This window comes from Streptomyces sp. NPDC056734 (assembly GCF_042790455.1).
Classification (GTDB): Bacteria; Actinomycetota; Actinomycetes; order Streptomycetales; family Streptomycetaceae; genus Streptomyces.
In genome coordinates this window covers 41,757-68,507 of sequence record NZ_JBHTZD010000018.1, presented here as the reverse complement: position 1 = coordinate 68,507, position 26,751 = coordinate 41,757, and the positions used below count along the sequence as shown (strand labels likewise).

Below are 26,751 nucleotides of genomic sequence, written 5' to 3'. Positions count from 1 at the left end.
CGGGCCACCACCGAACCGACGCTTCCTCGCGTTCCCCCGATCCCCCCTATCCCCCGTTCCCCCGGTTTCCCCCTCTTCCCCGTTCCCCCCGTTGGACCACCGTGCGGGCGGTCCCCCTGGGTTTCCCCCCGTGCCTCACTCCCGCCGACCCGGGCCGACGGAAGGAGCGGTCCAGGGCGGCGCCGTTCCGCCGCCCCGTGTCGGCGGTACCGGCGCCTGGCCCCTTTCCGTGGCTCCACTCTCTCGTTCGCGCAGGTCGGGGCCCATCCGCGCGGCTACTCATCTCCGTGCCTAGGTACGGATACTCAGCTCTGCGCACCCGCCCCCAGGACGCACCGTGTCCCCCTGGTCACGATCGCCTCCGTGTCCGTACTCCCCCGGGGTGGGACGGGTCACCCGAACGGCCCTGCGGGGGCGTTGTCGGTGGGGGCCGATACAGTCACTGGCATGGCACGGATTGTGGTGATCGGCGCCGGGATGGGCGCGCTGGCGGCTGCCGCGCGGCTGGCCATCGCGGGCCATCGGGTGACGGTGTACGAGCGGGCGCAGACGTACGGCGGTGCGGTGCGCCGGTACGAGCGGGACGGCTTCCGTTTCGACACCGGGCCGGGCCTGCTGCCGCTCCCCGCGGTCTACCGCGATCTGTTCCTGAAGACCGGGAAAGAGGCGCTGGAGGGGTGCGTCGAGCTGGTCCAGGTCGATCCGTCGTCCCGGCACCTGTTCGCGGACGGCACGTCGGTCGCGCTGCCGAACGCCTCGCGCGCGGGCGTGGTCGCCGCCCTGGACGCGGCGCTGGGGGCGGGCGCCGGCGGACGCTGGGGAGACTTCCTGATCCGTGCGCGCGAGGCATGGGACCGCACCCGGCGACCGCTCCTGGAGGAGCCGCTGTGGCCGGACTGGCGGGTGCTGGCCGAGCGCGAGCCCTATCCCTCGGTGCCGCACAAGCGCGTGCTGCGCACCCGCCGCGCCGGGACGCTCGCCGAGGTCGGCGCCTGGGAGCTGCGCGAGCCCCGGCTGGCGGCACTGCTGGAGAGCCACGCCCTCGCGCACGGCCTGGATCCGCGCACGGCCCCGGCGAGCGCGGCCGTGCTGCCGTACATGGAGCACGCCTTCGGCACGTGGTACGTGCGCGGGGGCATGCGTGAGCTGGCCCGTGCCGTGTACGAGCGGTGCCTGGCCCGCCGGGTGGAGTTCCGGTTCGGCGCCGAGGTCACCCGGGTGCTGGAGAAGGACGGCCGCGCGGCGGGCGTGGAGCTGGCCGACGGAGCGGTGGCCGAGGCGGACTTCGTGGTCGCCGGGGTCGCTCCCGGGGTGCTGGACCGGATGGCCGGCGTGGCCCGGCCGCCCGCCGGGGCGGTGCCCCCGCAGCGCGGGCTGCCCAGCCGGCTGACCGTGCTGCTCGCCCTGCGCGGCGGGCGCCCCGAGGGCACGGCACATCGCACGGTGGTGCACGCCCAGGACCGGGACGCGGAGCTGGCGGCCGTCTTCGGCCCGGCGCCCGTGTCGGAGGCGGGGCTCACCGTCACCGTGCTGCGCCCGGACGACCCGGCGTCGGCGCCCGGCGCCGGTCATGAGGCGATCACCCTCACCGCCACCGTCCCGGCGGGCGGCGCGCAGGACTCCGGGGCCGCCTCCCGGCGGCTGATCTCCGTCGCCGAGCGGGCGATACCCGGGCTGCGCGACCGGCTGCTGTGGCAGGAGCTCCGCACGCGGGCCGACATCGCCGAGGCCACCGGCGTCGCGGACGGCGCGATCCCGGCACCGGCCCTGGCGGCGGCGGACGGGCGGCTGCTGCACCCGGCCAACTCCACCGCCCTGCCGGGCCTGTTCACCGTCGGGGGCTGGTCCCACCCCGGCGGCGGACTCCCGCACGCGGGGATGTCGGGCGCCCTGGTGGCGGGTCTGATCGTGGAAGGAGCCGACTTCCGCGGCTCACAGTGATCGGTGAGCGGTGATCGGCGACCGCTGACCGGCAGCGACAAAGAACCCGCCGGGGCGGAAGCAATGGCGCTCCGCCGGTTCAGAAGCGGTAGCGCTCGTCGTACGAGTTGTTGTTGCCCTGCGGCTGGCCGTCCCCCTGGTACGGGTACGGCTGCTCCGGCGGGAGTTCGCCGCCGTAGGGGTCGTCGGTGTTGCGCTGCTGGGGGACCCAGACGCCGCCGGGCGGGGTGGCGTCGGGATAGCCGGTGCCGTACTGGTCCTGGCCGTAGCCCTGCTGATCGTAGGGCTGCTGGCCGTAGCCGTTGGCGTCGTAGCCGGCCCCGGAGCCGTACGCCTGGCCGATGTACGGGTCGGAGTAGGGCGCGTAGGGCTGCTGGCCGCCCGTGTCGTAGCCGTACTGCTGCTGGTCGTAGCCGGTGTAGCCCTCGTAGCCGTAGCCCTGGTCCGCGCTCTGGGCGGTGGCCGCGTACTGGTCCTGGGGCTGCTGCGGGCCCGCGTGGGCGCCGGTGTCGGCGTACACCCCGTAGGAGCCGGTGTCGTCGGGCAGCGGCTGGGGCTCGTAGACCGCGGTGGTCTCGGCGGCCGAGGGGTCGAGGGGGCGGGCCGGGGTGAAGACATCGTCGCGTTCGAAGTCGTCGAGCTGCTGGGCGTGGGCCGCGCGCTCCTCGCCGGGGAACTCGCCGGGCAGCCGGTCGGACTCGCCGTACGCGTCGGCCTCCAGGTCGGAGACCTCCAGGGTCGGGTCCTGGTGCTCGGCTTCACCGCGGCGGCGCTTGCTGCCGTACGGGCCGCGGCCCTTGACCGCCCAGCCGGCCGCGAAGCCGCGGCGGAACGACAGCGTGACGTAGGTCTGTCCGACCGCGAACGCGGCGGCGCCCAGCCCGATCACCACGACCGAGGGGATCAGCACACCGACGACGACCCCGAGAAAGCCGCCGAACGCCAGCAGCCGCCAGCGCAACCGGGCCTTGTACTGCAACAGCACCTCACCGAGCAGCCACAACGCGACGATGCCGAACGCGATGTAGAGGACCGTCCAGCCCATGTACGCCCCTCTCCCTGTGGCCGCTACGCAGTGTGTCGTACGCGAGTGCGACCGGTCTAGACCCGCGGAGGATGGTGCAGGCCCAGGTTCTCGTAGATTTCCAGCGTCGCCGTGGAGTTGTTGAGCGTGATGAAGTGCAGTCCTGGGACGCCTTCGTCCAGCAGTCGCGCGCAGAACTCCGTGGCGAACTCGATGCCAATGGAGCGTACAGCCGCCGGATCGTCTTTCGCTGTGAGGATCCGGTCTTTGAAAGTGGACGGAAGGTGAGCATTGCTGAGCTTCGGAAGGCGTTCGAGTTGCCGGACGCTGGTGACCGGCATGACCTCGGGGATCACCGGCGTCGCGCAGCCCGCGGCCGTGACCCGGTCGCGCAGCCGGAGGTAGGACTCGGGCTGGAAGAACATCTGCGTGATGGCGTAGTCCGCGCCCGCGCGGCACTTGTCGACGAAGTGGGCGACGTCGCTGTCCCAGTCGAGGGAGCGCGGGTGCATCTCCGGGAAGGCGGCGACGCCGACGCAGAAGTCCCCGGACTCCTTGATCAGCCGGACCAGCTCGGCGGCGTACGTCACGCCCTGCGGGTGGGCGATCCAGTCGCCCATCGGGTCGCCGGGCGGGTCGCCGCGCAGCGCGAGCATGTTGCGGATGCCGGCGTCGGCGAACTGGCCGATGACATTGCGCAGCTCGGTGAGGGAGTGGTCGACGGCGGTGAGATGGGCGACCGGGGTGAGTGTGGTGTCGGCGACGATCTGCTCCGTCTCCCTGACCGTGCTGGCCCGGGTGGAGCCACCGGCGCCGTAGGTCACGGAGACGAAGTCGGGGGCGACCGCCTCGACCCTGCGCAGCGCGTTCCACAGGCTCCGCTCGCCCTTGGCGGTCTTCGGCGCGTAGAACTCGAACGAGTACGTCTTCTTGCCGGCGGCGAGCATGTCACGCACGGTGCGTGCGCGGTCAGTCCTGGTGGACGCGGTTCCGAGGGCCATACCCGCAGGTTAGTGGCGGCCCGCCGGGCACCCAACCGGAGCCTGGATATTTGCCCGATTTGCCGGGTTGCCGTCCATCCCTTGGACACACGGCCGACCCGCCCCGGCCGAAAGCCGCGCCGCCTTTGGCCGTTTTCCACCCGATGGCTCCCCCAGATCCACGTCAGACCTGCCGCAGCCGCCGGGCGAACTCCGCCGCCGCCGCTCCCGGGTCGTCCGCCTGGGTGATCGCCCGGACCACCACGGCCCGGCGGGCGCCCGCCGCCAGCACCTCGTCCAGATTGCCCAGGTCGATGCCGCCGATGGCGAACCACGGACGGTCCGTGCCCAGCGCGGCCGTGGAGCGCACCAGGTCGAGGCCGGGGGCGTGCCGCCCGGGTTTGGTGGGGGTGGGCCAGCAGGGGCCGGTGCAGAAATAGTCCACGCCGTCCTGGACGGCCGCCGCGGCGGCTTCGGGTCCGGCGTGGGTGGAGCGGCCGATGAGGACACCGGAGCCGAGGATCGCGCGCGCGGCGGGCACCGGCAGATCGCCCTGTCCCAGATGGAGGACGTCCGCCCCGGCGGCGTGGGCGACGTCCGCGCGGTCGTTGACGGCGAGGAGCCTGCCGTGCCGCGCGCAGGCCTCGGCGAACACCGCGAGGTGCTCCAGTTCCTCGGCGGCCTCCATGCCCTTGTCGCGCAACTGCACGATGTCGACGCCGCCGGCCAGCGCGGCGTCCAGGAACTCCGGCAGATCGCCCTGCCGCTTACGCGCGTCCGTGCACAGATACAGCCGGGCGTCGGCGAGCCGCTCGTGTGCGCTGTCGGCCATGAAGGGGTCCCCCGGGAGGTCGATGGGCGGCGCCCGCACCGGGCGGGCGCCGTAGGTACTCGTGGCGTACGGGCCGTCGGCCGCCGGCGGCCATCGCGGGCCGCACCGGCGGTCACGGACCGTGACCTGCGCGGTCCGCGCGCCCGTGCGGCCGTGGCCGCACGGGACCCGCGGCCCGTACGCCGGACATATGGTCAGCTCGGCGTGCTCGTCCGGATCAGACGGCGAGCGCCTGGGCGCGCCGCTTCACCTCCGTACCACGATTCTCGCTCAGTGCCTGGGCGGGGGTGCCGGGCAGGGTCGGGTCGGGGGTGAACAGCCACTCCAGCATCTCTTCGACCGTGAAGCCGTCGTCCCGCAGCAGTGTCAAGGTGCCGGACAGGCCCTTGACCACCTTGTCCCCGTCGATGAAAGCGGCGGGGACGTGCAGCGCGCGGTTCTCACCACGGCGTACGGCGATCAGCTGGCCGTCCTTGACCAGCTGGCGCACGCGGGTCACCTCGACGCCGAACTGTTCGGCGATGTCGGGGAGGGTCAGCCAGCCAGGGACGAGAGCATCGATCTTTGCGTCAATCTCGGTCACGTCACCAAGACTGCCATCTGGGACTGACAGCCGGTAGCCGAGGCGCGTCCGCCCGTCGGCCCAAAGGGCGCTCCGACGTCGCCCGGACGCCACCGTGAGGCCACCGAGGGGCGTCCCGCGCGGGTGACCCACGGACCGGCCCGCGCCCCCCGCGGCGACCCGTTCCCGCCCGCCTCAGCCCGCCAGCGTCGCCGATTTCAGCGGCTGTGTCGGGTCGGGCAGCAGGTGGGGGTCCATCGCCGTCCCCGCCTCGATCAGCCGCCGTCCCTGGGCCAGATCCCTCGGGCGGCCCACCGCCAGCAGGGCGATCAGCCGGCCCTCGCGCAGCCAGCAGACGGACCACGCCGGGCCCGCCGGATCGCCGCGCCACACGGTGCTGTCGGCGGCGGCGTGATGCCCGGCGTACTGCACGAAGCGGCCGAACTGCTCGGACCAGAAGTACGGCACCGGGTCGTAGACGGCGTCGGACCGCTCGCCGTCGACGATGTTCGCGGCGACCGTGCGCGGCCCCTGGAGGGCGTTGTCCCAGTGGTGGATCAGCAGGCGCTCGCCGTAGCGCGCGGACGGGAAGGAGGCGCAGTCGCCGACCGCGTAGACGTCGGGCGCGGACGCGCGCAGCCGGTCGTCGGCGAGGACCTCGCCGTGGGCGCCCAGGTCGATGCCGGAGCCGGTCAGCCAGGCCGTGGCGGGCCGGGCGCCGATGCCGACGACGACGGCCCCGGCGGGAACGCGCGTGCCGTCGTCCAGGAGGACCGCGCCGGGCTCGACGCGCTCCACGCGCGCGTGCGTGCGCAGGGCGGCGCCGCTGTCGGCGTACCAGCCGGTCATCGGCGCGGCCACCTCGGCGGGCAGCGCACCGGCGAGCGGCCGGTCGGCGGCCTCCACGACGGTGACCGCGCAGCCCGCCTCGCGCGCGGCGGTGGCGAACTCGGCGCCGATCCAGCCCGCGCCGACCACCACGATGTCGTGCTGGCGGGCGAGTACCGGCCGCAGCCGGGCGGCGTCGTCCAGGGTGCGCAGCAGATGCACCCCGGGCACGCCCTCCGCGCCGGGAAGCCGGATCGGTTCGGCGCCGGTGGCCAGCACCAGGACGTCGTACGGGACGGGCCCGGCCTCGGTGTCCAGTTCGTGGTCGGCGGGGCGTACGCCGGTGGCCTCGCGGCCGAGGTGCAGCTCGATGCCGAGGGACTCGAAGTCGACCTCGAAGGCGGAGTCCTCGGCCTTGCCGAGCAGCACGGCCTTGGACAGCGGCGGACGGTCGTAGGGCTGATGGGGTTCCGCGCCGATCAGCGTCACGGTGCCGGTGAAACCCTGCTCGCGCAGGGCCACCGCGGTCTGCACCCCGGCCATCCCGGCGCCCACCACGACCACGTGCCGCGGCCCCGGCGCCGCCGTCTGCTCTCTGTCCACGCTCACGCGATCACCTTACGCACCTGACAATGCGTCAGTCAGCCGGTCCGCCCGCGTGACGTCCCGCACACCCGTACACCCGCCCCACACCCTTCACCTACCCCGCGTGCGGCACTTCCTCGACCACGCTCGTCCCGCTCCCCGGCTGCGACTCCCACTCCCAGGTCTCCAGCAGGCGCACCCGCCCGTCCGGCAGCAGGGTCACCGCCGACACGCAGTGCCCGCCGGACGTCGTCCCGTCGGTCTTGAGCTGGACGTACCGGAAGTCCAGCCGGTCGCCCGCGCGCGTGCCGGTCAGAAACCCGCGGACGACCTCGCCACCGGTGTACGCGGCCCAGATCTCGCCGTCCTTCTCGTGGTAGGTGAACCGGGTCCGGGTACCCACCTGACCTGGGGCCTGATCGGTGACGGGGGCGAGGACCAGACCGTCCAGCGACCGGGGCATCGGGGCGGGCTCCCTTACAGAGGCGTGGATCCAAGGGCTAGGCTGCCCAACGTAAAGCACTCGCGGGAGCCCGGACGCACCGGGCTGAGAGGGAGGCTGGCGGCCTCCGACCGTACGAACCTGATCCGGGTCATGCCGGCGAAGGGAGGGGCTGAACGCCCGTGTCGTCCGTCACACGCACGACTGTCACGAACACGACCGTCACGAACACAGCTGTCACGCACGCATCCGTCACGCGCACGCCTCCGGGCCATCCCGATGTGCTCGTCGTCGGGGGCGGTGTCATCGGGCTGGTCACGGCCTGGCGGGCCGCACAGCGCGGGCTCGCCGTGGCCGTGGTGGATCCCGCGCCCGGCGGCGGGGCCGTCCAGGTGGCGGCCGGGATGCTCGCCGCCGTCACGGAACTGCACCACGGCGAGCAGACCCTGCTCGGCCTCAATCTGGCCTCGGCCCGCCGCTATCCGGAGTTCGCGGCCGAGCTGACCGATCTCACCGGCCAGGATCTCGGCTACCGCCGCTGCGGCACGCTGGCCGTCGCGCTGGACACCGACGACCGCGCGCATCTGCGGGAACTGCACGCCCTGCAACAGCGGTCCGGCCTGGAGTCGGAGTGGCTGTCCGGGCGGGACTGCCGCCGGCTTGAGCCGATGCTGGCCCCCGGGGTGCGCGGCGGCCTGCGGGTCGACGGGGACCACCAGATCGACCCGAGGCGGCTCGCGGCGGCCCTTGTGACGGCCTGCGAGCGCGCCGGGGTGGTCTTTCACCGCACCTGGGCCGAACGGCTGGCAGTGGCCCGGGACCGCGTCACGGGCCTGGTCACGCGCGACGGGGCCGAGCGGGCCGCCGGGCAGGTGGTGCTGGCCGCCGGGAGCCTCAGCGGGCGGCTGGCGGGCGTCCCGGACGCCGTACGCCCTCCGGTGCGGCCGGTGAAGGGGCAGGTGCTGCGGCTGACCGTGCCCCCGCGGTACGCGCCCTTCCTGAGCCGGACCGTCCGCGCGGTGGTGCGCGGCAGCCACGTCTACCTGGTGCCGCGCGAGAACGGCGAACTCGTCGTCGGCGCGACCAGCGAGGAACTGGGCTGGGACACGACGGTGACCGCGGGCGGCGTGTACGAGCTGCTGCGCGACGCCCATGAGCTGATCCCCGGCATCACCGAGCTGCCGCTGACCGAGACCCGCGCGGGACTGCGGCCCGGCTCCCCCGACAACGCGCCGCTGCTCGGCCCGACCGGCCTGCCCGGCCTGCTGCTGGCGACCGGGCACTACCGCAACGGCGTGCTGCTCACCCCGGTCACCGGCGACGCGCTGGCGCACGCCCTGGTGACCGGGGAACTCCCCGAGGAAGCCCGTCCGTTCACCCCCCGGCGGTTCACCGCCGGCGCACTCACGGAGCAGCCCGTATGAGCCTGTCTGTCACGATCTCCGTCAACGGCGAGCCCCGCGAGGTGGCTCATGGCACGGCGCTGGACGCGCTGGTGCGCGCCCTCACCCCGGCACCCTCGGGGGTCGCCGCCGCTCTCAACGAAACCGTCGTCCCGCGCGGGCAGTGGCCTCGGACCACCCTGGCCGAGGGCGACCGCGTGGAAGTCCTCACCGCCGTCCAAGGAGGCTGACCCATGGCCGACGACCCGTTCGTCCTCGCTGGTACGTCCTTCACCTCCCGGCTGATCATGGGCACCGGCGGGGCGCCCAGCCTCGATGTGCTGGAACGCGCGCTGGTGGCGTCCGGTACGGAGCTGACGACCGTCGCGATGCGGCGGATCGACCCGGGTGTGCACGGCTCGGTGCTGTCGGTGCTGGAGAAGCTCGGCATCCGGGTGCTGCCCAACACGGCCGGCTGCTTCACGGCGGGCGAGGCCGTGCTCACCGCCCGCCTCGCGCGCGAGGCGCTCGGCACGGATCTGATCAAGCTGGAGGTCATCGCCGACGAGCGCACCCTGCTGCCGGACCCGATCGAGCTGCTGGAGGCCGCCGAGACCCTGGTCGACGACGGGTTCACGGTGCTGCCGTACACCAACGACGACCCGGTGCTGGCGCGCAAGCTCCAGGACGCGGGCTGCGCGGCGATCATGCCGCTGGGCTCGCCGATCGGCTCCGGCCTCGGCATCCGCAACCCGCACAACTTCGAGCTGATCGTCGCGCACGCGCGTGTGCCGGTGATCCTGGACGCGGGCGCCGGTACGGCCTCGGACGCGGCCCTCGCGATGGAGCTGGGCTGCGCGGGCGTGATGCTCGCCTCGGCCGTCACCCGCGCGCAGGAGCCGGTGCTGATGGCCGACGCCATGCGGCACGCGGTGGAGGCGGGCCGGCTCGCCCACCGCGCGGGCCGCATCCCGAAACGCCACTTCGCGCAGGCGTCCTCACCGACGGCCGGGCGGGCGGACCTGGACCCGGAACGTCCGGCGTTCTGACGGCCGGCGTTCTGACGGCCGGCGCCCCGCGCGCCGCCTGCCCCGCGCCGCCGCCGTCACGGTCACAGCTCTGCTGCAAGCCGTCACCCGAACGGCGCAAGCGGCGGCGCTGTCGGTGCCGGCTCGTAGACTCACCTGCGTGGACACGACCCTTCAGGACCCTCTGATCGGGCAGTTGCTCGACGGCAGGTACCGCGTCGAGGCGCGGATCGCGGTCGGCGGGATGGCCACGGTCTACCGGGCCGTGGACACCCGCCTCGACCGGGTGCTCGCGCTGAAGGTGATGCACCCGACCCTGGCCGCCGACGCCTCGTTCGTCGACCGGTTCATCCGTGAGGCCAAGTCGGTCGCCCGGCTCGCGCACCCCAATGTGGTGCAGGTCTTCGACCAGGGCGCGGACAGGTCGTACGTCTATCTCGCCATGGAGTACGTCGCCGGGTGCACCCTGCGCGACGTGCTGCGCGAGCGCGGGGCGCTCCAGCCGCGCGCCGCGCTGGACATCCTGGAGCCGGTACTGGCCGCGCTGGGCGCCGCCCACCGCGCGGGTTTCGTGCACCGCGACATGAAGCCGGAGAACGTCCTGATCGGGGACGACGGCCGGGTGAAGGTCGCGGACTTCGGGCTGGTGCGGTCCGTGGACGCGGCGACCGGCACCACGGGCGCGGTGCTCGGCACGGTGTCGTATCTCGCGCCCGAGCAGATCGAGCACGGCACGGCCGACGCGCGCGTGGATGTGTACGCGTGCGGGGTGATGTTCTTCGAGATGCTCACCGACGGCAAGCCGCACGCCGGGCAGACCCCGGCGCAGGTGCTCTACAAGGCGCTCCACGAGAGTGTCCCGCCGCCGTCGGCCCGCGTGCCGGGGCTGGCGTACGAGCTGGACGAGCTGACCGCCGCCGCCACCGCGCGCAATCCGGGTGTCCGGCCGCACGACGCGGTGGCGCTGCTCGCCCGCGCCCGCGAGGCGCGGGCCGCGCTGACCGACGCCCAGCTGGACGCGGTGCCGCCGCAGGCGCGGGCCGAGCGGCACGACAACGCCCAGGACCGCACGAGTGTCATCCCGCGCGCGCTGACCGTGCGTCCGCTGCCGGTCGACGGGGACGAGCCGGAGGAGTTCCACCGCACCAGCCGGCTGGCCGCCGCGCCGCCCGGCCCGCCGCGCCGCCGTGCCCTCCGCCGACGGCAGCTGACGCTGACCCTGGTCACGGCCCTTCTGCTGGTCTTCGGGGTCGGCGCGGGCGTCTGGTACATCAACTCGGGCCAGTTCACGCAGGTCCCGGCGGTGCTGGGGCAGACCGAGGCGGAGTCCCGGGACCGGCTGGCGGACGCCGGGCTGGACGTGGGCGAGGTCCGGCACGCCTACAACGACACCGTCGAGCGGGGCAGGGTGATCAGCACCGACCCCGGGCCGGGCAGCCGCATCCGGCACAACGACTCGGTCACGCTGACCGTGTCCGACGGCCCGGAGAACGTGCGCGTGCCCGATGTGCAGGGCATGGTGCTGGCGGACGCGCAGGCCCTGCTGAAGGACGAGGGGCTGGAGCCGGGCATGGTCACCCAGGAGTTCCACGAGGACATCGCCAAGGGCTCGGTCATCGACAGCGATCCGCGCGGCGGCACCGAGCGGCGCGCGGGCTCGGCGATCGCCCTGCTCGTCAGCAAGGGCAGTCCCATCGACGTCCCGGACGTCACCGGCGAGGACCTCGACGCGGCCCGGGAGCGGCTCCAGGAGGCCGGGCTGACGGTGCAGATCGCCATGGACCGGATCAACTCCGAGATCGACGCGGGCCAGGTGGCCCGGCAGTCACCGGCCGAGGGCACCCGCCTCGCCGAGGGCGACAAGGTGACCCTGACCCTGTCCAAGGGCCCCCGGATGATCGAGGTCCCGGACGTGGTCGGCGACAGCGTGGACGACGCCCGGCAGACCTTGGAGGCCGCCGGTTTCCAGGTCGAGGAGGACCGGGGTCTGCTGGGCCTGTTCGGCGACTCGGTCAGCGACCAGTCGGTGGACGCCGGCGACACCGCCCCCGAGGGTACGACGATCACCCTCACGATCCGCTGACCTGCCCCTACCACCCCGCCAGCCTCGGCAGGCCCGCCGATCCCAGGCACCCCACCGCCCCTGCCTGCCTCTGCCGACCTGCCGATCTCGGCAGACCCGCCGATCCCAGGCATCCCACCAACCCCGCCGACATCGGCAGATCAGCCGATCCCTGGCACCCCACCAACCCTGCCTGCCTCTGCCGACCCCAGGCATCCCAACGACCCCGCCGACATCGGCAGACCCACCAACGCTGCCAGCCCCTGCGAACCAGCCGACCCCAGCCACCCCATCGACACTGCCGCCCGTGGAAGACCCGCCGATCCGCCAGCCTCTGCGGACCCGCCGACCCCTGGCACCCCACCGGCCCTGCCTCTGCCGACCTGCCGACCCCAGCCACCCCATCGACCTCGCCGACCTCGGCAGACCCGCCGACCCCGCGGACCCGCTGATCCCACCGATCCAGCCGGCTCCACTGACCCGCTGCCCGCACTCTGACCCACTGCCCCTGATCCCGCTGATCCCACTCCCCCGCCGCCCCGACCACCCCTGGGCCGACCCACCGACCGCAGGGCGGCCCCACCGGCCGCCGGGGTGCCCACGTCCGCGTGAAACCCTGACCCGGTGAACAGCACGCAGTCCCCGAAGCCCGGCGCGACCCCCCACAAGCCCGCATCCGCACCCGCGCCCACCCCCGCCCTCACCCCCGGCCGCGCCCGCAACCCCATCGGCAGTCACGTCCCCGTCGCCGGTGGCCTCGACCGGATCGGGCTGGCCTATGCCCGCGAGCTGGAGGCCGAGACGGTTCAGGTCTTCGTCGCCAACCCGCGCGGCTGGGCCACGCCCGTCGGTGATCCCCGGCAGGACGAGGCGTTCCGGGCGGCGTGCGCGGCGGAGTCGATCCCGGCGTACGTCCACGCGCCGTATCTGATCAACTTCGGCTCCCACACCCCCACGACCGTCGAGCGGTCCGTCGAGTCGCTGCGGCACTCGCTGCGCCGGGGCCGGGAGATCGGCGCGCTCGGGGTTGTGGTGCACACCGGCAGCGCGACCGGTGGCCGGGAACGTTCGGTGGCGCTGAAGCAGGTACGGCAGTATCTGCTGCCCCTGCTGGAAGAGCTGACCCAGGACGACGACCCGTTTCTGCTGCTGGAGTCCACGGCCGGCCAGGGCTCCTCACTCTGCTCGCTGACCTGGGACTTCGGCCCGTACTTCGAGGCCCTGGACGCCCATCCCAAGCTCGGCGTCTGTCTCGACACCTGTCATGTCTTCGCCGCCGGGCATGATCTGACCGGCCCGAGCGGGATGCACCGGACGCTGGATCTGCTGGTGGGGACGGTCGGCGAGGGGCGGCTGAAACTGATCCACGCCAATGACTCCAAGGACCTGGTGGGCGCACACAAGGACCGCCACGAGAACGTGGGCGCCGGCCATATCGGCGAGGAACCCTTCCGCGCGCTGATGACCCACCCCGCCACCGAGGGCGTACCGCTGATCATCGAGACCCCCGGCGGCACCGAGGGCCACGCGGGGGACGTGGCCCGGCTGAAGCGGCTCCGCGGCGCGTAGCCCGGGCCACCCGCCAGAAGGTCCTACAGCTCGGGACCTTCCCCGAGCTGTTCCTGGTAGGAGTACCGCTGCTCTTTCCAGGGATCGCCGATGTTGTGGTAGCCGCGCTCCTCCCAGAAGCCGCGGCGGTCGGCGGTCATGTACTCGATGCCCCGGACCCACTTGGGCCCCTTCCAGGCGTACAGATGCGGCACCACGAGCCGCAGGGGGAAGCCGTGCTCGGCGGTGAGCAGCTCGCCGTCCTTGTGGGTGGCGAACATCGTGCGCTCGGCGTGGAAGTCGCTCAGCCGCAGATTGGAGCTGTAGCCGTACTCCGCCCATACCATCACATGGGTGACATCGGCCGCGGGCGGCGCGATCTCCAGGATGGTCCGGGTCAGGATGCCGCCCCACTCCGCGCCGAGCATGCTGAACTTCGTCACACAGTGCAGATCGGCCACCACGGTGGTGTACGGCAGGGCTGTGAACTCCGCGTGGTTCCAGCAGCGCTTCTCCCCGTCGGCGGTGGCGCCGAAGACCCGGAACTCCCAGCGCTCGGGACGGAACTTGGGCACCGGCCCGTAGTGGGTGACCGGCCAGCCACGCTGGATCCGCTGACCCGGTGGAAGCGCGCAGTCCCTCGCTTCCGCTGATTCGCGTTCCACCGGCTGACCCATGCCTTCCATCCTGACAGACCCGGAGCACTGCACCTGACCAGGCCCGTCCAGAATCGGGCAACTCGCACTAAGCATGCCCTTACTTACTAAGTACGCACTTACTGGACGATCTTCGATACCGGTGACATCATTCCGCCGCAACCTCCCCAGTCCCTTACGCGGAAGGAGCCTCTGCGATGCAGGGCGACCCCGAGGTCATCGAATTCCTCAACGAGCAGCTGACCGGTGAGCTGACCGCGATCAACCAGTACTTCCTGCACGCGAAGATGCAGGAGAACTTCGGCTGGTACAAGCTCGCGAAGTACACCCGGCACGAGTCGTTCGACGAGATGAAGCACGCCGAGACGCTCACCGACCGGATTCTGTTCCTGGAGGGGCTGCCCAACTATCAGCGGCTGTTCCATGTGCGGGTGGGCCAGACCGTGACGGAGATGTTCCAGGCGGACCGGCAGGTCGAGGTCGAGGCGATCGACCGGCTCAAGCGCGGGATCGAGGTGATGCGCGCCAAGGGCGACATCACGTCCGCGAACATCTTCGAGGACATCCTCAAGGACGAGGAGCACCACATCGACTATCTCGACACCCAGCTGGAACTGGTGGAGAAGCTCGGGGAGGCGCTTTACATCTCGCAGATCATCGAGCAGCCCGAGACGAGCTAGCAGTCGAAGACACGTCGGGCGGAGTCGGTCCGGCGCGACCGTTACGCGGCCTCTTCGAGGCCGGGGACGCCCGGCTTCGACAGCATCGGCATCCCCTGGTCGGCCAGCTCCCGGCGCGGGCACGCGCCCCGGCCGAGCAGCGCCTGGATCCGCCGTACGCACGAACCGCAGTCGGTGCCCGCCTTGCTGGCCGAGGCGATCTGGCGAGGGGTGCAGGCGCCGTCCGCCGCATGCTGCTTCACCTGCTGCTCGGTGATGCCGAAGCAACTGCAGACGTACACGCGGTCCACCTCCCGCCGGGATCGACAAGAAACGCCATCCCGAAGATCGGTGAGGCAAACCTAACCTTACCCGTCGTTCAGCCGCCCGAAAAGTGCCATGGGGCGCGGATCACATCGATCCGCGCCCCATGGCATCTCACGTCGTCCCATGTCAGTGCATGGCAGCGCATGTCATCGCCGGTCGCCCGGCGGAACCCCTACCGGTCCGGTCGCCCGGCGGAACCCCTACCGGTCCGGTCGCCCGGCGGAACCCCTACCGGTCCCGTCGCCCGGCGGGACCCCTACTGGTCCCGGTACATCTCCGCCACCAGGAACGCCAGGTCCAGCGACTGGCTGCGGTTGAGCCGGGGGTCGCAGGCCGTCTCGTAGCGCTGGTGGAGATCGTCGACGAAGATCTCGTCGCCGCCGCCCACGCACTCGGTGACATCGTCGCCGGTCAGCTCGACATGGATGCCGCCCGGGTGGGTGCCCAGTGCCTTGTGGACCTCGAAGAAGCCCTTGACCTCGTCGAGCACGTCGTCGAAGCGGCGGGTCTTGTGGCCGGAGGCCGCCTCGAAGGTGTTGCCGTGCATCGGGTCGGTCACCCACACCACCGTGGCGCCGGACGCCGTGACCTTCTCCAGCAGCTCGGGGAACTTGTCGCGGATCTTGTCGGCGCCCATCCGGACGATGAAGGTCAGCCGGCCCGGCTCACGGTCGGGGTCGAGCCGCTCGATGTACTGGAGCGCGTCCTCGGCCGTGGTGGTCGGGCCCAGCTTGATGCCGATCGGGTTGCGGATCTTCGACGCGAACTCGATGTGCGCGTGGTCCAGCTGCCGGGTGCGCTCACCGATCCACACCATGTGCCCGGAGACGTCGTACAGGTGCCCGGTGCGCGAGTCGACGCGGGTCAGCGCGGACTCGTAGTCCAGCAGCAGCGCCTCGTGCGAGGCGTAGAACTCGACGGTCTTGAACTCCTCCGGGTCGGCCCCGCAGGCGTGCATGAAGTTCAGCGCGTTGTCGATCTCGCGGGCGAGCTGCTCGTAGCGCTGGCCGGACGGCGAGGAGCGGACGAAGTCCTGGTTCCAGGCGTGCACCTGGCGCAGATCGGCGTAGCCGCCGGTGGTGAACGCGCGCACCAGGTTCAGCGTGGACGCCGACGCGTGGTACATGCGCTTGAGGCGCTCCGGGTCCGGGATCCGGGCCGCCTCGGTGAAGGCGAAGCCGTTGACGGAGTCGCCCCGGTACGTCGGGAGCGTCACGCCGTCGCGGGTCTCGACCGGCTTGGAGCGCGGCTTGGAGTACTGGCCCGCGATCCGGCCGACCTTCACCACCGGCACGGAGGCGGCGTACGTCAGCACCGCCCCCATCTGGAGCAGCGTCTTCAGCTTGGCCCGGATCTGCTCGGCGCCGACGGCGTCGAAGGCCTCCGCGCAGTCGCCGCCCTGAAGGAGGAACGCCTCCCCCTTGGCGACGGCCGCCAGTCGGGCGCGCAGCTGGTCGCACTCGCCCGCGAAGACGAGCGGCGGATACGACTCAAGGTCCGCAACGACAGCGCGCAGAGCCTCGGCGTCGGGGTATTCGGGCTGCTGCGCCGCAGGCAGGTCACGCCAGCTCGCCTGAGCGGCGACGGCTTGGGAATCAGCGTTCACGGTCACGACACAACCCTACGGTGTCCATTCCCTGTGTCCGGTCCATGCCCAGGAAGTGAGACACCGGACACGGACGGTGGACGGACGGCCATACGGACGGCCATGGGGTAGGGTGCCCGGCATGTTCGCGCACTCGCATCAGACCTCGCACCAGACCTGGTGGTGGACCGCTCATCCGGCGGCCCGCTGACTGCGCGTACCCAGACTCGCGAAGGCCGCCCCGAGGGGCGGCCTTCGGTGTTTCCGAGGCCCGGCCGCTCCTCCCTCCCCGATCTCCCCGATCTCCCCGATCTCAGATCCCGAACCGATCTCAGATCCCGAAGAGATCTCCCGGATTCCGCAGAGATGGAGCCCACCGTGGACCTCACCGCCCTGCTCACCGACCCCCGACCCTTCGCCCTGCTGCGCCGCCGCACCCCGGGGCACGACCACGACACCGTGGAGCTGCTGCTCGGCCCGGTGACGGCGTACGAGCGGCTCGCCGACCTCCCCGAGCAGGGCCTGGCCCTCGTCCCCTTCCGGCAGATCCGGGAGCGCGGCTTCGACGTCCGCGACGACGGCACCCCCCTGCTGGCCCTCACCCCCGAGGAGACGCGCACCCTGCCCCTCGCGCGGGCCCTCGCCCAGCTCCCCGCGCATGACGTGCGGGTCGAGGGCGGTGGCTTCGACGTCGGTGACGAGGAGTACGCGGGGATCGTCGGGCGGGTGCTGGACGAGGAGATCGGCGGCGGCGAGGGCGCGAACTTCGTGATCCGGCGGACGTACGAGGGGCGGATCCCGGGGTTCGGGCGGGCCGACGCGCTCGCCCTGTTCCGGCGGCTGCTGGAGGGCGAGCGGGGCGCGTACTGGACCTTTGTCGTGCACACCGGGGAGCGGACGCTGGTCGGGGCCAGTCCCGAGGTGCATGTGCGGATGTCGGGCGGCACGGTCGTCATGAACCCGATCAGCGGGACGTACCGCTACCCCGCCGAGGGGCCCACCCCCGAGCACCTGCTCGCCTTCCTCGCCGACGGCAAGGAGATCGAGGAGCTGTCGATGGTGGTGGACGAGGAACTGAAGATGATGTGCACGGTCGGCGACATGGGCGGGGTGGTGGTCGGGCCCCGGCTCAAGGAGATGGCCCATCTCGCGCACACCGAGTACGAGTTGCGTGGAAAGTCCTCGCTGGATGTGCGCGAGGTGCTGCGGGAGACGATGTTCGCGGCGACCGTCACCGGCTCACCCGTGCAGAACGCCTGCCGGGTCATCGAGCGGCACGAGAGCGGCGGGCGCGGCTACTACGCGGGGGCACTGGCCCTGCTCGGCAAGGACTCCGGGGGCGCGCAGACCCTGGACTCCCCCATCCTGATCCGTACCGCCGACATCGGCGCGGACGGCCGGCTGCGGGTCCCGGTGGGCGCCACCCTGGTGCGCGGCTCGGACCCGGCGGGCGAGGTCGCCGAGACCCACGCGAAGGCGGCGGGCGTCCTGGCGGCACTGGGGGTACGACCGTCCCGGCCGGGTACGGACGCCACGCGCCCGGCGCTGGCCGACGACCCCCGGGTGCGGGCGGCGCTCGACGGACGCCGGGCCTCGCTGGCACCCTTCTGGCTGCGGATGCAGGAGCGCGGCGACACGCTGAGCGGACACGCCCTGGTGATCGACGGCGAGGACACCTTCACCGCGATGCTCGCGCACGTCCTGCGCTCCTCGGGGCTGACGGTCACCGTCCGCCGGTACGACGAGCCGGGGCTCAGGGCGGCGGCGCTCACGCATGACGGCCCGCTGGTGCTCGGTCCCGGCCCCGGCGACCCGCGCGATCTCACCGACCCCAAGATGGCCTTCCTGCGCGACCTGACCGCCGAGGCCGTGCGCACCCATCGGGGCGGGGTGCTGGGCGTCTGTCTCGGGCACGAGCTGATCGCGGCCGAGCTGGGGCTGGACATCGTACGGAAGGAGGTTCCGTACCAGGGGGCGCAGGCGGCGATCGAGCTGTTCGGGCGGACGCGGACCGTGGGCTTCTACAACAGCTTCGTGGCGCGGTGCGACGACGAGGTGGCCGAGGAGCTGGCGGCGCACGGCATCGAGGTGAGCCGGGCGGCGAACGGGGAGGTGCACGCCGTGCGCGGGCCGGGCTTCGCGGGGGTGCAGTTCCATCCGGAGTCGGTGCTGAGTCTGGAGGGGGCGGCCGTGGTCGCCGGGCTGATCGGTCAGCTGCGGGGCACCAGGACGTTCTCCGAGCGTCGGCCGGCCCGGTAGTCCAGGACGTTGGTGAGCGTGGTGTCGACGATCTGGCCGACGGCGTCCGTCGTGTAATACGCCTGGTGGGAGGTGACCAGGACGTTCGGGAAGGTGACCAGGCGGGCCAGGGTGTCGTCCTCGACCGGTTCCAGGGACTTGTCGAGGAAGAACAGGCCCGCCTCGGCCTCGTAGACGTCGAGGCCGACGCCGGTGAAGCGGCCCGCGCGGAGCTGGGTGACCAGGGCGGCGCTGTCGATCAGGCCGCCGCGGCTGGAGTTCACCAGGATCGCGTCGTCCTTCATGGTGGCGAGGGCGTCGGCGTCGATCAGATGGCGGGTCCCCTCCATCAGCGGCACATGCAGGGTGACCAGGTCGGACTCGGCGAGGAGCCGCTCCTTGGGGACGTACTTCATGCCGAGGTCCGCACAGGCCGGGTTCTCGGCGATGTCCCAGCCGAGCAGACGCATGCCGAAGCCGTGGGCGATCCGCGCGAAGCACTCGCCGATCTTGCCGGTGCCGAGCACGCCGGCGGTGCGGCCGTGCAGGTCACGGCCCATCAGGCCGTCGAGCCGGAAGTCGAAGTCGCGGGTACGGGTCGCGGCGCGCACGATCCGCCGGTTCACGGCCATGGCGAGGGTCCAGGCGAACTCGGCCACGGAGTGCGGCGAGTACGACGACACCCGGGCGATGGTCAGGCCGAGCCGCTCGGCCACGTCGAGGTCGATGTTGTTGAAGCCGGTCGAGCGCTGGGCGATCAGCCGGGTGCCGCCGGCCGCGAGGGTCCGAAGGACGGGCGGGCCGAGGTCGGCGTTGACGGAGGTGGAGATGATCTCGTAGCCGTGGGCGATGGGCGCGGTGTCCTCGTTGAGGAAGACGTCCAGGCAGCGGACGTCGTGGTGGCCGCGGAACGCCCGCTCGATCAGCGGCCGCTCGTCGGCCTGGACCCCGAAGGCGAGAAGCTCCATGGACCGAATATAGGACGCAGGGCCGAGCGGCGCAGGGGCCGCACGGCCCTTCCAGGCGTCCTTGGGTGCCCGTCCCGCCCCCGGCGGTCAGCCGAAGAACACGCCGACCTCCCGGTACAGCGCCGGGTCGACGGTCTTCAGCCGGGCGGTGGCGTCGGCGATCGGCACGCGCACGATGTCCGTGCCGCGCAGCGCGACCATCGAGCCGAAGGCGCCGTCGCGGACGCAGTCGATGGCGTGCAGTCCGAAGCGGGTGGCGAGCCAGCGGTCGAAGGCACTGGGCGTGCCGCCGCGCTGGACATGCCCGAGGACGGTGGTACGGGCCTCCTTGCCGGTGCGCTTCTCGATCTGCTTGGCGAGCCATTCGCCGACCCCGGACAGCCGGACATGCCCGAAGGAGTCCAGCGACCCGTCCTTGAGGACCATGTCACCGTCCTTGGGGCTCGCGCCCTCGGCGACGACCACTATGGGGGCGTACGACGCCCGGAACCGGGACGTCACCCAGGCGCACACCTCGTCGAGATCGAAGCGCTGTTCGGGGATGAGGATGACATTGGCGCCGCCCGCGAGTCCGGAGTGCAGGGCGATCCAGCCGGCGTGACGGCCCATCACCTCCACCACCAGGACCCGCATATGGGACTCGGCGGTGGTGTGCAGCCGGTCGATCGCCTCGGTGGCGATGTTCACGGCCGTGTCGAAGCCGAAGGTGTAGTCGGTGGCGGACAGGTCGTTGTCGATGGTCTTGGGGACGCCGACGCAGGGCACGCCGTGCGTGCCGGTCAGTTCCGCCGCGACGCCGAGGGTGTCCTCGCCGCCGATCACGATGAGGGCGTCCACCTCCATCCGGTCGAGGTTCTCCTTGATCCGGCGGACGCCGTCCCGCTGCTTGAGGGGGTTGGTGCGCGAGGAGCCCAGGATGGTGCCGCCGCGGGGCAGGATGCCCCGTACCGCCGGGATGTCGAGCCGGACGGCGTCGCCCTCCAGGGGGCCTCGCCAGCCGTCCCGGAAGCCGGTGAAGTCATAGCCGTACTCCTGCACGCCCTTGCGGACGATGCCCCGGATGACGGCGTTGAGCCCCGGGCAGTCGCCGCCCCCGGTCAGTACGCCGACGCGCATGGAATCGGGCATGGAATGTCCCTTCGCCGCGGTTGCCGTGTGCCGTACCGATCTGCCGATATGTGCGGTGCTCTGTGCGGTGCTACGTGTCCTGCAAGCACGGTAAGGGTGATGCAGGTCACTTCGGCAGGGCTCGGAGGGAGACTTCCGGGGCGGGCGGGGGCGGTTGGGGTCGCGGCGGGCGGCCTACTCCTCGTCGAGTCCGCGCTCTATGGCGTACCGGACCAGCTCCACGCGGTTGTGCAGCTGGAGTTTGCCGAGGGTGTTCTGTACGTGGTTCTGGACCGTGCGGTGGGAGATGACCAGGCGTTCGGCGATCTGCTTGTAGCTCAGGCCCTTGGCTACCAGCCGCAGTACCTCGGTCTCGCGGTCGGTGAGCCGGGGGGCGCCCGGCTCACCGGGGCCGGTGCCGGGACCGGGGGCCGGTTCGGAGGCGAGGCGGCGGTACTCGCCGAGCACCAGTCCGGCGAGGCCGGGGGTGAACACCGGGTCGCCGACAGCCGTACGGCGCACCGCGTCCAGCAGTTCCTCGGTGGACGCCGACTTCAGCAGATAGCCGGTGGCGCCGGACTTCACGGCCTCCAGGACATCGGCGTGCTCACCGCTCGCGGAGAGCACCAGCACCCGCAGGGCGGGCTGGTGTCCGACCAGTTCTTTGCACACTTGGACACCCGGCTTGGCCGGCAGATTGAGGTCCAGGACCAGGACGTCCGGGGCGGCGGCCCTGGCGCGGCGCACGGCCTGCTCGCCGTCGCCCGCGGTGGCGACCACCTCGAACCCGGCCTCGGTGAGGTCGCGCGCGACGGCGTCGCGCCACATGGGGTGATCGTCGACCACCATCACCCGGATCGGCCCCGGCCGCTCGCCGTCGCCGCTCATCGCTGCCCCCCGTGCCGTCATCGCTGCCCCCGTGCCGTCATGGTTTCCCCCCGTGCCGTCATCGCGTCTCCTGTGCCGTCATCGCGTTCCCCGTGCCCGCTGCGTGTCCTTCGCGGCCTTCGCGGCCTTCGCTGCTTTGGTGTCCTTCGCGGCCTTCGGGTCCTTCGCTGCTTTGGTGTCCTTCGCGGCCTTCGGGTCCTTCGCTGCTTTGGTGTCCTTCGCGGCCTTCGGGTCCTTGGTGTCCTTCGGGGCCTTGGGGTCCGTGGGGTCCTTGGGGTCCTTGGGTACCTTCAGCTCGACCTCCGTGCCCTGTCCCGGCGTGGAGATCAGCTCCGCCGAGCCGCCCAGGTCGCGCAGCCGGCCGCGGATCGACTGGGCCACCCCGAGCCGCCCCTCGCCCTCGGCCTGCGCGAGCCGTCCCTCGGGAATGCCGGGCCCGTCGTCCCGTACGGTCACGATGACCGCGTCGGGTTCGTCCTCGACCAGGATCCAGGCGCGGGCCCCGGACCCGGCGTGCCTGCGCACATTGTCCAGGGCCGCCCCGACGGCCGCCGCCAGCTCCCGCGCGGCGGCGGGCACCAGCGGCACCGGGGCGCCTGGCTCCGCCAGACTCACCCGGGCGCTCACGTACGGGGCGAGCAGCGCCCGCAGATCAACGGGGCCGCCGTCGTCGTCCGGCTCCTCCACGGCCCGTACGAGCGCGCCCTCGGCGGTGTCCTCGGAGACCCGGGAGACGGGCACCAGGCCGCCGGAGACCAGGGTGCGCAGCGCCACCTCCTGCTCGCCCGCGAGCCGGCCCAGCTCGGCCGCCTCGCCGCCCAGGACCGTGCCGCGCCGCTGCACCATGGCCAGCACCTGGAGCACGCCGTCGTGGATGTCCCGGGCGAGCCGCTCCCGCTCCCGGGTGGCGGCCTCGATCTCCAGGGCGCGGGCGAGGGTGCGCTCGGAGGCGCGGGCGACCTCGACGACGTACCCGATGGCGATGGAGGCGACCCAGACCAGCATCACGTTGTGGACGGTGTCGCGGGCGGGGGCGCCTCGGTGGATCAGGTTGGCGACGGCGATGGGCGTGGAGGCGGCGGCGGCCCAGCGCCAGCCGCCCTTGATGGCGAAGGCCAGCGCGACCCCGGCGGTCCATATCGAGGGCAGGGTGGGCCCGCCGCTGTCGACCCGCGCCGCGGAGTCCGCGACCCGGGTGAGCAGGATGCCGGTGATCGCGACCGTCAGATCGGCGGCGAGGAAACGTTTGGTGCAGCTGGCCGCGCCCGCGACCCGGGGCAGGGTGGCGAAGGTCCACACGGCGAGCACCGCGAAGTAGCCGACGGCGACCCAGGGGCGGGCGAACTCGCCGTAGGAGCTGGCGAACAGGCCGATGGCGTAGAACAGGGTGAGCACGCGGTAGGCCGCCAGGGCACGCCACAGCGGCTGTTCGACCGACATCCGCATGACTCGCTCGCGCTTGGCCATCTCCCCCACCCCGGGCCGTGTTCCGTACGGGCGCTGTGTGTCGTGTCCGGTCCGTGTCCGGTCCCCAAGCGCCGTGTGCGGGACCGGTGGTGTGCCTAGGGGGCGGGTTCGCCGCCGGGCTCGGGTGCCGCGTCCTTGGCTGCCTGCGGCTGTATCGGCGGGGCCTGCTCGGGCGGCTCGGGCTTCTCGGCCGACTCGGACTTCTCGGGCGGCTCGGGTTTCTTCCCGGCGCTGTCGGCTTGCTCGGCCTTCTCCGCTTTCTCGGCCTTCTCGGCCTTCTCGGCCTTCTCGGCCTTGGCCGCCTCCCTGGCGGCTTCCTTCGCCGCTTCCTTCTCGGCCTTGGCGGCGTCCGCGATCTGCCGTTTGGCGGCGGTCGCGTAGATGTCGACGTACTCCTGGCCGGAGAGTTTCATGATCTCGTACATGACCTCGTCGGTCACCGCGCGGAGTACGAAGCGGTCGTGCTCCATGCCTTGGTAGCGGCTGAAGTCCAGCGGCTTGCCGATGCGGATGCCGGGCCGCATCAGCTTCGGGACGACCTTGCCGGGCGGCTGGATCTTCTCCGTGTCGATCATCGCGACCGGGAGCACGGGGGCGCCGGTGGCGAGCGCCACGCGCGCGAGGCCGCCGGGCTTGCCGCGGTAGAGGCGGCCGTCGGGCGAGCGGGTGCCCTCCGGGTAGATGCCGAACAGCTCACCGCGCTCCAGCACCTCTATGCCGCTCTTGATCGCGGCCTCGCCCGCGCCGCGCGCCCCGGAGCGGTCGACGGGGAGCTGGCCCACGCCCTTGAAGAACGCGGCGGTCAGCCGGCCCTTGACGCCCGGGGTGGTGAAGTACTCGGCCTTCGCGATGAAGGTGACCTTGCGGTCCAGCACCGCGGGCAGGAAGAACGAGTCGGAGAAGGACAGGTGATTGCTCGCGAGGATCGCGGGGCCCTCGGCGGGGACGTTCTCCAGGCCCTCCACCCAGGGCCGGAAGACGAGCTTCAGCGGACCCCCGACGGAAACCTTCATCGCGCCGTACAACAACCGAGTGCCTCCTGTGTATGTCAGTCAGACCTTAACCCGGAGGCCCGCCAAAGGGCCCGACGACCCTGGTCGGTGTCAGTGCGGTCGCGTACGGTGAATCACACCCGAGTCGTTCCCGCTGCTTCTCGCCGCTTCTCGCCGCTTACCGCTTCGAGACGCCCCCCTTCTGACGAACAGGAGACCGAGGTGCCGGTCCTCCCCGGAGCCGAGCCGTACCGCCATGACGGCGGTGAGGTCGGCGTCCTGCTCTGCCACGGATTCACCGGTTCCCCCCAGTCACTGCGCCCCTGGGCGGAGTATCTGGCCGCCCGTGACCTGACGGTCTCACTGCCCCTGCTCCCCGGCCACGGCACCCGCTGGGAGGACCTCCAGCTCACCGCCTGGCAGGACTGGTACGCGGAGGTGGACCGCGCGCTGCGGGTCCTGACCGATCGGTGCGCGCAGGTGTTCGTGTTCGGTCTGTCCATGGGCGGCGCCCTCGCCCTGCGGCTGGCCGCCAAGCACGGCGACGCGGTGACCGGCGTGGTCGTGGTCAACCCGGCGAACAAGGTGCACGGGCTGAGCGCGTACGCCCTTCCCGTGGCCCGGCATCTGGTGCGGACGACGAAGGGGATCGCCAGCGACATCGCCAGGCCGGACACCGTGGAGATCGGGTACGCGCGGGTGCCGCTGCACGCGGCGCACTCGCTGCGCCGGTTCTTCCAGCTGGTCGACGGTGAGCTGCCGCAGGTCACCCAGCCGTTGCTGCTGCTGCACAGCCCGCGCGACCATGTGGTGCCGCCGCAGGACTCGGCCCGCATCCTGGGCCGGGTCTCCTCGACGGAGGTGCGCGAGGTGCTGCTGGAACAGAGCTACCACGTCGCGACGTTGGACCATGACGCGGACCGGATCTTCGAGGAGAGCCTCGCCTTTGTCGGCCGGTACGCGCCGAGTGTCGGTGAGGCACTGGGCGGGGGCGCCGGGCGCGGCTCCGCGAAGGGCCTCGGGAAGGAAGGGACGGGCGCAGGTGGCTGAGCACGACTCCGACCGCGAGGACCGTGAGGACCGCGACGAGCGGGGCGACCGGGAGCGGCCCGAGCCGGATGAGCAGAATGTGCCCTTCGACGAGGAGGCCGCGTGGGCGGCGATCGTCGCCGGGTACGGGAGCGAGCCGCCGGACCCGCCGGGCGCCAAGCCCTTCAAGTCGGTGGAGGATCTGGCGCTCCTGGAGAGCGAGAAGAACGGCGACGGCGGTGACAAGGCCGCGCGGAGCGACGCGGAGCCCCGTGAGGAGGGCCCCCGGCCGCTGGGCAGCTCCGTGTCCTTCGCGCCGGGCGTCGGCGGCGGGCCGCGCGACTACAGCGTGGCCGAGCCGTCCGAGGACGGCTTCGACGACGGCGACGACGATGACTCCGATGACGGGGAGGGGCACTTCGTACCGCCGGAGCCGCCGCCGCTGCCCACCGCCGATGTCACCGCGAAGTTCGCCTGGCTCGCGGTGGTGGGCGGGCCGCTGCTGCTTCTGCTGGCGGTGCTGCTGAGCTGGGACATGACGTGGTGGCTGGGGACGCTGGGTATCGGCGGCTTCCTCGGCGGCTTCGCGACGCTGGTGGCGCGGATGCGGACGGACGACGAGGACGGGGACGATCCGGGGCGGGGTGCGGTGGTCTGACCCGGGCCCTACGTCTGCGGGATTTTGAGGGCGGCCAGGACCGGAAGGTGGTCCGTGGCCGCCCTCAGGTCTGTGTCCATGACCCCGGGGAGTCCGAGCGGGACGCCGCAGGCGAGCACCTCGATGCCCTGGGTGGCGAAGATCGCGTCGATACGGCTGTGCGGTTCCGTGCGGACCCAGGTGTTCTCGCCGCCCCAGGGGGCGACCGTCCGGCAGTCCTGGAGGGTTTCGGCGAGGCGGCGGAAGGCGGGGCCGGTGGGGCGGTCGTTGAGGTCGCCGCCCGCGATGGCGTGTTCCACGCCCAGGGCGGCGAGGCGGTCGAGGACCATGCCGCTCTGCGCGTAGCGCTCCTCCTTGTCCAGGCTGAGGTGACAGCTCAGGACGCCGAGGGGGGCGGAGGTCCCGAACCGGACGACTGCCGTCGAGAGGCCGCGGCGGTGCAGGCCGGGGGTGAGGGGGAGGAGGACGTCCTCGGTGCGGTCGACGGTGGCGCGCAGGGAGCACAGCAGTGCCGGGCCCGCGGCGGGGGCGCCGCCGGAGAGGATGACCAGGCCGGTGGCGTCGGCCAGGCGGGACAGTTTCTTGTGCCAGCGGAAGAAGCGGGGGGCTTCCTGGATGAGGACCAGGTCGGGGGCGCAGGCGGTGATGACGCGGGCGAGGGCGGTCCGGTCGTCGCGGAGTGAGCGGATGTTGTAGCTCAGGACGCGGATCGACTCCGTCGTGGTGGGGGGGAGGGGGGTGGGCATGCGGGTCAATCTACGCGGGGACGGTGCCGGTGGGGGCGCGGCAGGGGGTGGGGGGCGGGGTTCGTGGGCGGCTTGCTGTGGTGGGTGGCTGGGCGCGCAGTTCCCCGCGCCCCTGGGGCGATGCGGGTGACCTGCGTTCACGACCTCAGGTTCTGCTTGGGCGCCTTGAGGGGGTGGGGCGCGAGGTTCGTGGGCGACCGGGCCTTGTTCGTGGCTG

Annotated in this window: 25 protein-coding genes and 1 riboswitch; of the genes, 10 read left to right on the top strand and 15 right to left on the bottom strand. The window is 72.3% G+C overall.

Annotation, left to right across the window (positions count from 1 at the left end; translation table 11 throughout):
- Positions 1-447: 447 nt before the first annotated feature.
- On the top strand, positions 448-1,941 hold the full coding sequence (locus ACFRFC_RS26540; protein ID WP_382692100.1) for a phytoene desaturase family protein: 1,494 nt from the start codon (positions 448-450) through the stop codon (positions 1,939-1,941).
- A gap of 79 nt (positions 1,942-2,020) precedes the next feature.
- Here the strand turns inward: ACFRFC_RS26540 and ACFRFC_RS26535 are convergent, their stop codons facing one another.
- The 6 genes from ACFRFC_RS26535 to ACFRFC_RS26510 all read right to left on the bottom strand — a co-directional run bounded on the left by ACFRFC_RS26535 (position 2,021) and on the right by ACFRFC_RS26510 (position 7,215).
- A complete protein-coding gene (locus ACFRFC_RS26535; protein WP_382692099.1) occupies positions 2,021-2,986 on the bottom strand; it encodes a hypothetical protein in 966 nt (321 codons plus the stop codon).
- Between the two features lie 56 nt (positions 2,987-3,042).
- Positions 3,043-3,966 (bottom strand): methylenetetrahydrofolate reductase [NAD(P)H], encoded by a 924-nt coding sequence (gene metF, locus ACFRFC_RS26530; RefSeq protein ID WP_382692098.1) that lies wholly within the window; start codon positions 3,964-3,966, stop codon positions 3,043-3,045.
- A gap of 163 nt (positions 3,967-4,129) precedes the next feature.
- A complete protein-coding gene (gene thiE / locus ACFRFC_RS26525) occupies positions 4,130-4,777 on the bottom strand; it encodes a thiamine phosphate synthase (RefSeq protein ID WP_382692097.1) in 648 nt (215 codons plus the stop codon).
- A 217-nt stretch (positions 4,778-4,994) separates the two neighbouring features.
- On the bottom strand, positions 4,995-5,360 hold the full coding sequence (locus ACFRFC_RS26520; protein WP_382692096.1) for an Rv2175c family DNA-binding protein: 366 nt from the start codon (positions 5,358-5,360) through the stop codon (positions 4,995-4,997).
- Positions 5,361-5,534: 174 nt separating this feature from the next.
- A complete protein-coding gene (locus ACFRFC_RS26515; protein WP_382692125.1) occupies positions 5,535-6,710 on the bottom strand; it encodes an NAD(P)/FAD-dependent oxidoreductase in 1,176 nt (391 codons plus the stop codon).
- 157 nt (positions 6,711-6,867) lie between these two features.
- A complete protein-coding gene (locus tag ACFRFC_RS26510; protein ID WP_382692095.1) occupies positions 6,868-7,215 on the bottom strand; it encodes a hypothetical protein in 348 nt (115 codons plus the stop codon).
- A 52-nt stretch (positions 7,216-7,267) separates the two neighbouring features.
- A riboswitch (TPP riboswitch) is annotated at positions 7,268-7,379 on the top strand.
- Between the two features lie 96 nt (positions 7,380-7,475).
- Here ACFRFC_RS26510 and thiO point away from each other — a divergent pair.
- The 5 genes from thiO to ACFRFC_RS26485 all read left to right on the top strand — a co-directional run bounded on the left by thiO (position 7,476) and on the right by ACFRFC_RS26485 (position 13,235).
- Positions 7,476-8,618, top strand: a complete 1,143-nt coding sequence (gene thiO / locus ACFRFC_RS26505) for a glycine oxidase ThiO (protein ID WP_382692094.1) — start codon at positions 7,476-7,478, stop codon at positions 8,616-8,618.
- A complete protein-coding gene (gene thiS / locus ACFRFC_RS26500; protein WP_382692093.1) occupies positions 8,615-8,827 on the top strand; it encodes a sulfur carrier protein ThiS in 213 nt (70 codons plus the stop codon). Before thiO ends, thiS begins: the two co-directional genes overlap by 4 nt.
- A gap of 3 nt (positions 8,828-8,830) precedes the next feature.
- Entirely contained in the window at positions 8,831-9,625 is a 795-nt protein-coding gene (locus ACFRFC_RS26495; RefSeq protein ID WP_382692092.1) for a thiazole synthase, read from the top strand.
- A 139-nt stretch (positions 9,626-9,764) separates the two neighbouring features.
- Complete coding sequence (gene pknB, locus ACFRFC_RS26490; RefSeq protein ID WP_382692091.1) at positions 9,765-11,687, top strand: Stk1 family PASTA domain-containing Ser/Thr kinase; 1,923 nt, start codon at positions 9,765-9,767, stop codon at positions 11,685-11,687.
- A 603-nt stretch (positions 11,688-12,290) separates the two neighbouring features.
- Entirely contained in the window at positions 12,291-13,235 is a 945-nt protein-coding gene (locus ACFRFC_RS26485) for a deoxyribonuclease IV (RefSeq protein WP_382692090.1), read from the top strand.
- A gap of 23 nt (positions 13,236-13,258) precedes the next feature.
- On the opposite strand, the gene ACFRFC_RS26480 is transcribed toward ACFRFC_RS26485, so the two are convergent.
- Positions 13,259-13,891, bottom strand: coding sequence for a sulfite oxidase-like oxidoreductase (locus ACFRFC_RS26480; protein WP_382692089.1), 633 nt, complete (start codon positions 13,889-13,891; stop codon positions 13,259-13,261).
- A 176-nt stretch (positions 13,892-14,067) separates the two neighbouring features.
- Here ACFRFC_RS26480 and bfr point away from each other — a divergent pair, with 176 nt between their 5' ends.
- Positions 14,068-14,550: a bacterioferritin gene (gene bfr, locus ACFRFC_RS26475; protein ID WP_382692088.1), complete on the top strand. Its 483-nt coding sequence runs from the start codon at positions 14,068-14,070 to the stop codon at positions 14,548-14,550.
- A gap of 41 nt (positions 14,551-14,591) precedes the next feature.
- On the opposite strand, the gene ACFRFC_RS26470 is transcribed toward bfr, so the two are convergent.
- Both ACFRFC_RS26470 and ACFRFC_RS26465 read right to left on the bottom strand, forming a co-directional pair.
- Positions 14,592-14,840 (bottom strand): bacterioferritin-associated ferredoxin, encoded by a 249-nt coding sequence (locus tag ACFRFC_RS26470; RefSeq protein ID WP_382692087.1) that lies wholly within the window; start codon positions 14,838-14,840, stop codon positions 14,592-14,594.
- 272 nt (positions 14,841-15,112) lie between these two features.
- Positions 15,113-16,468, bottom strand: coding sequence for a class II 3-deoxy-7-phosphoheptulonate synthase (locus ACFRFC_RS26465; protein ID WP_382692086.1), 1,356 nt, complete (start codon positions 16,466-16,468; stop codon positions 15,113-15,115).
- Between the two features lie 351 nt (positions 16,469-16,819).
- Between ACFRFC_RS26465 and ACFRFC_RS26460 the strand changes: the two genes are divergently transcribed.
- Positions 16,820-18,700, top strand: coding sequence for an anthranilate synthase family protein (locus ACFRFC_RS26460; protein WP_382692085.1), 1,881 nt, complete (start codon positions 16,820-16,822; stop codon positions 18,698-18,700).
- Here ACFRFC_RS26460 and ACFRFC_RS26455 read toward each other — a convergent pair.
- The 5 genes from ACFRFC_RS26455 to ACFRFC_RS26435 form a co-directional block, all read right to left on the bottom strand.
- The gene (locus ACFRFC_RS26455; protein WP_382692084.1) at positions 18,652-19,647 is read right to left on the bottom strand and encodes a 2-hydroxyacid dehydrogenase; all 996 of its coding nucleotides are present in this window, start codon (positions 19,645-19,647) and stop codon (positions 18,652-18,654) included. The genes ACFRFC_RS26460 and ACFRFC_RS26455 overlap by 49 nt on opposite strands.
- A gap of 87 nt (positions 19,648-19,734) precedes the next feature.
- On the bottom strand, positions 19,735-20,763 hold the full coding sequence (locus ACFRFC_RS26450; RefSeq protein ID WP_382692124.1) for a 6-phosphofructokinase: 1,029 nt from the start codon (positions 20,761-20,763) through the stop codon (positions 19,735-19,737).
- Positions 20,764-20,949: 186 nt separating this feature from the next.
- Entirely contained in the window at positions 20,950-21,642 is a 693-nt protein-coding gene (locus tag ACFRFC_RS26445; RefSeq protein WP_382692083.1) for a response regulator, read from the bottom strand.
- A 78-nt stretch (positions 21,643-21,720) separates the two neighbouring features.
- Entirely contained in the window at positions 21,721-23,109 is a 1,389-nt protein-coding gene (gene macS / locus ACFRFC_RS26440) for a MacS family sensor histidine kinase (protein WP_382692082.1), read from the bottom strand.
- Positions 23,110-23,204: 95 nt separating this feature from the next.
- A complete protein-coding gene (locus ACFRFC_RS26435; protein WP_382692081.1) occupies positions 23,205-24,122 on the bottom strand; it encodes a lysophospholipid acyltransferase family protein in 918 nt (305 codons plus the stop codon).
- Between the two features lie 201 nt (positions 24,123-24,323).
- Between ACFRFC_RS26435 and ACFRFC_RS26430 the strand changes: the two genes are divergently transcribed.
- The gene (locus ACFRFC_RS26430; protein ID WP_382692080.1) at positions 24,324-25,151 is read left to right on the top strand and encodes an alpha/beta hydrolase; all 828 of its coding nucleotides are present in this window, start codon (positions 24,324-24,326) and stop codon (positions 25,149-25,151) included.
- Positions 25,144-25,788, top strand: coding sequence for a hypothetical protein (locus ACFRFC_RS26425; protein WP_382692079.1), 645 nt, complete (start codon positions 25,144-25,146; stop codon positions 25,786-25,788). Before ACFRFC_RS26430 ends, ACFRFC_RS26425 begins: the two co-directional genes overlap by 8 nt.
- A gap of 8 nt (positions 25,789-25,796) precedes the next feature.
- On the opposite strand, the gene ACFRFC_RS26420 is transcribed toward ACFRFC_RS26425, so the two are convergent.
- A complete protein-coding gene (locus ACFRFC_RS26420; RefSeq protein WP_382692078.1) occupies positions 25,797-26,534 on the bottom strand; it encodes an endonuclease/exonuclease/phosphatase family protein in 738 nt (245 codons plus the stop codon).
- Positions 26,535-26,751 lie beyond the last annotated feature (217 nt).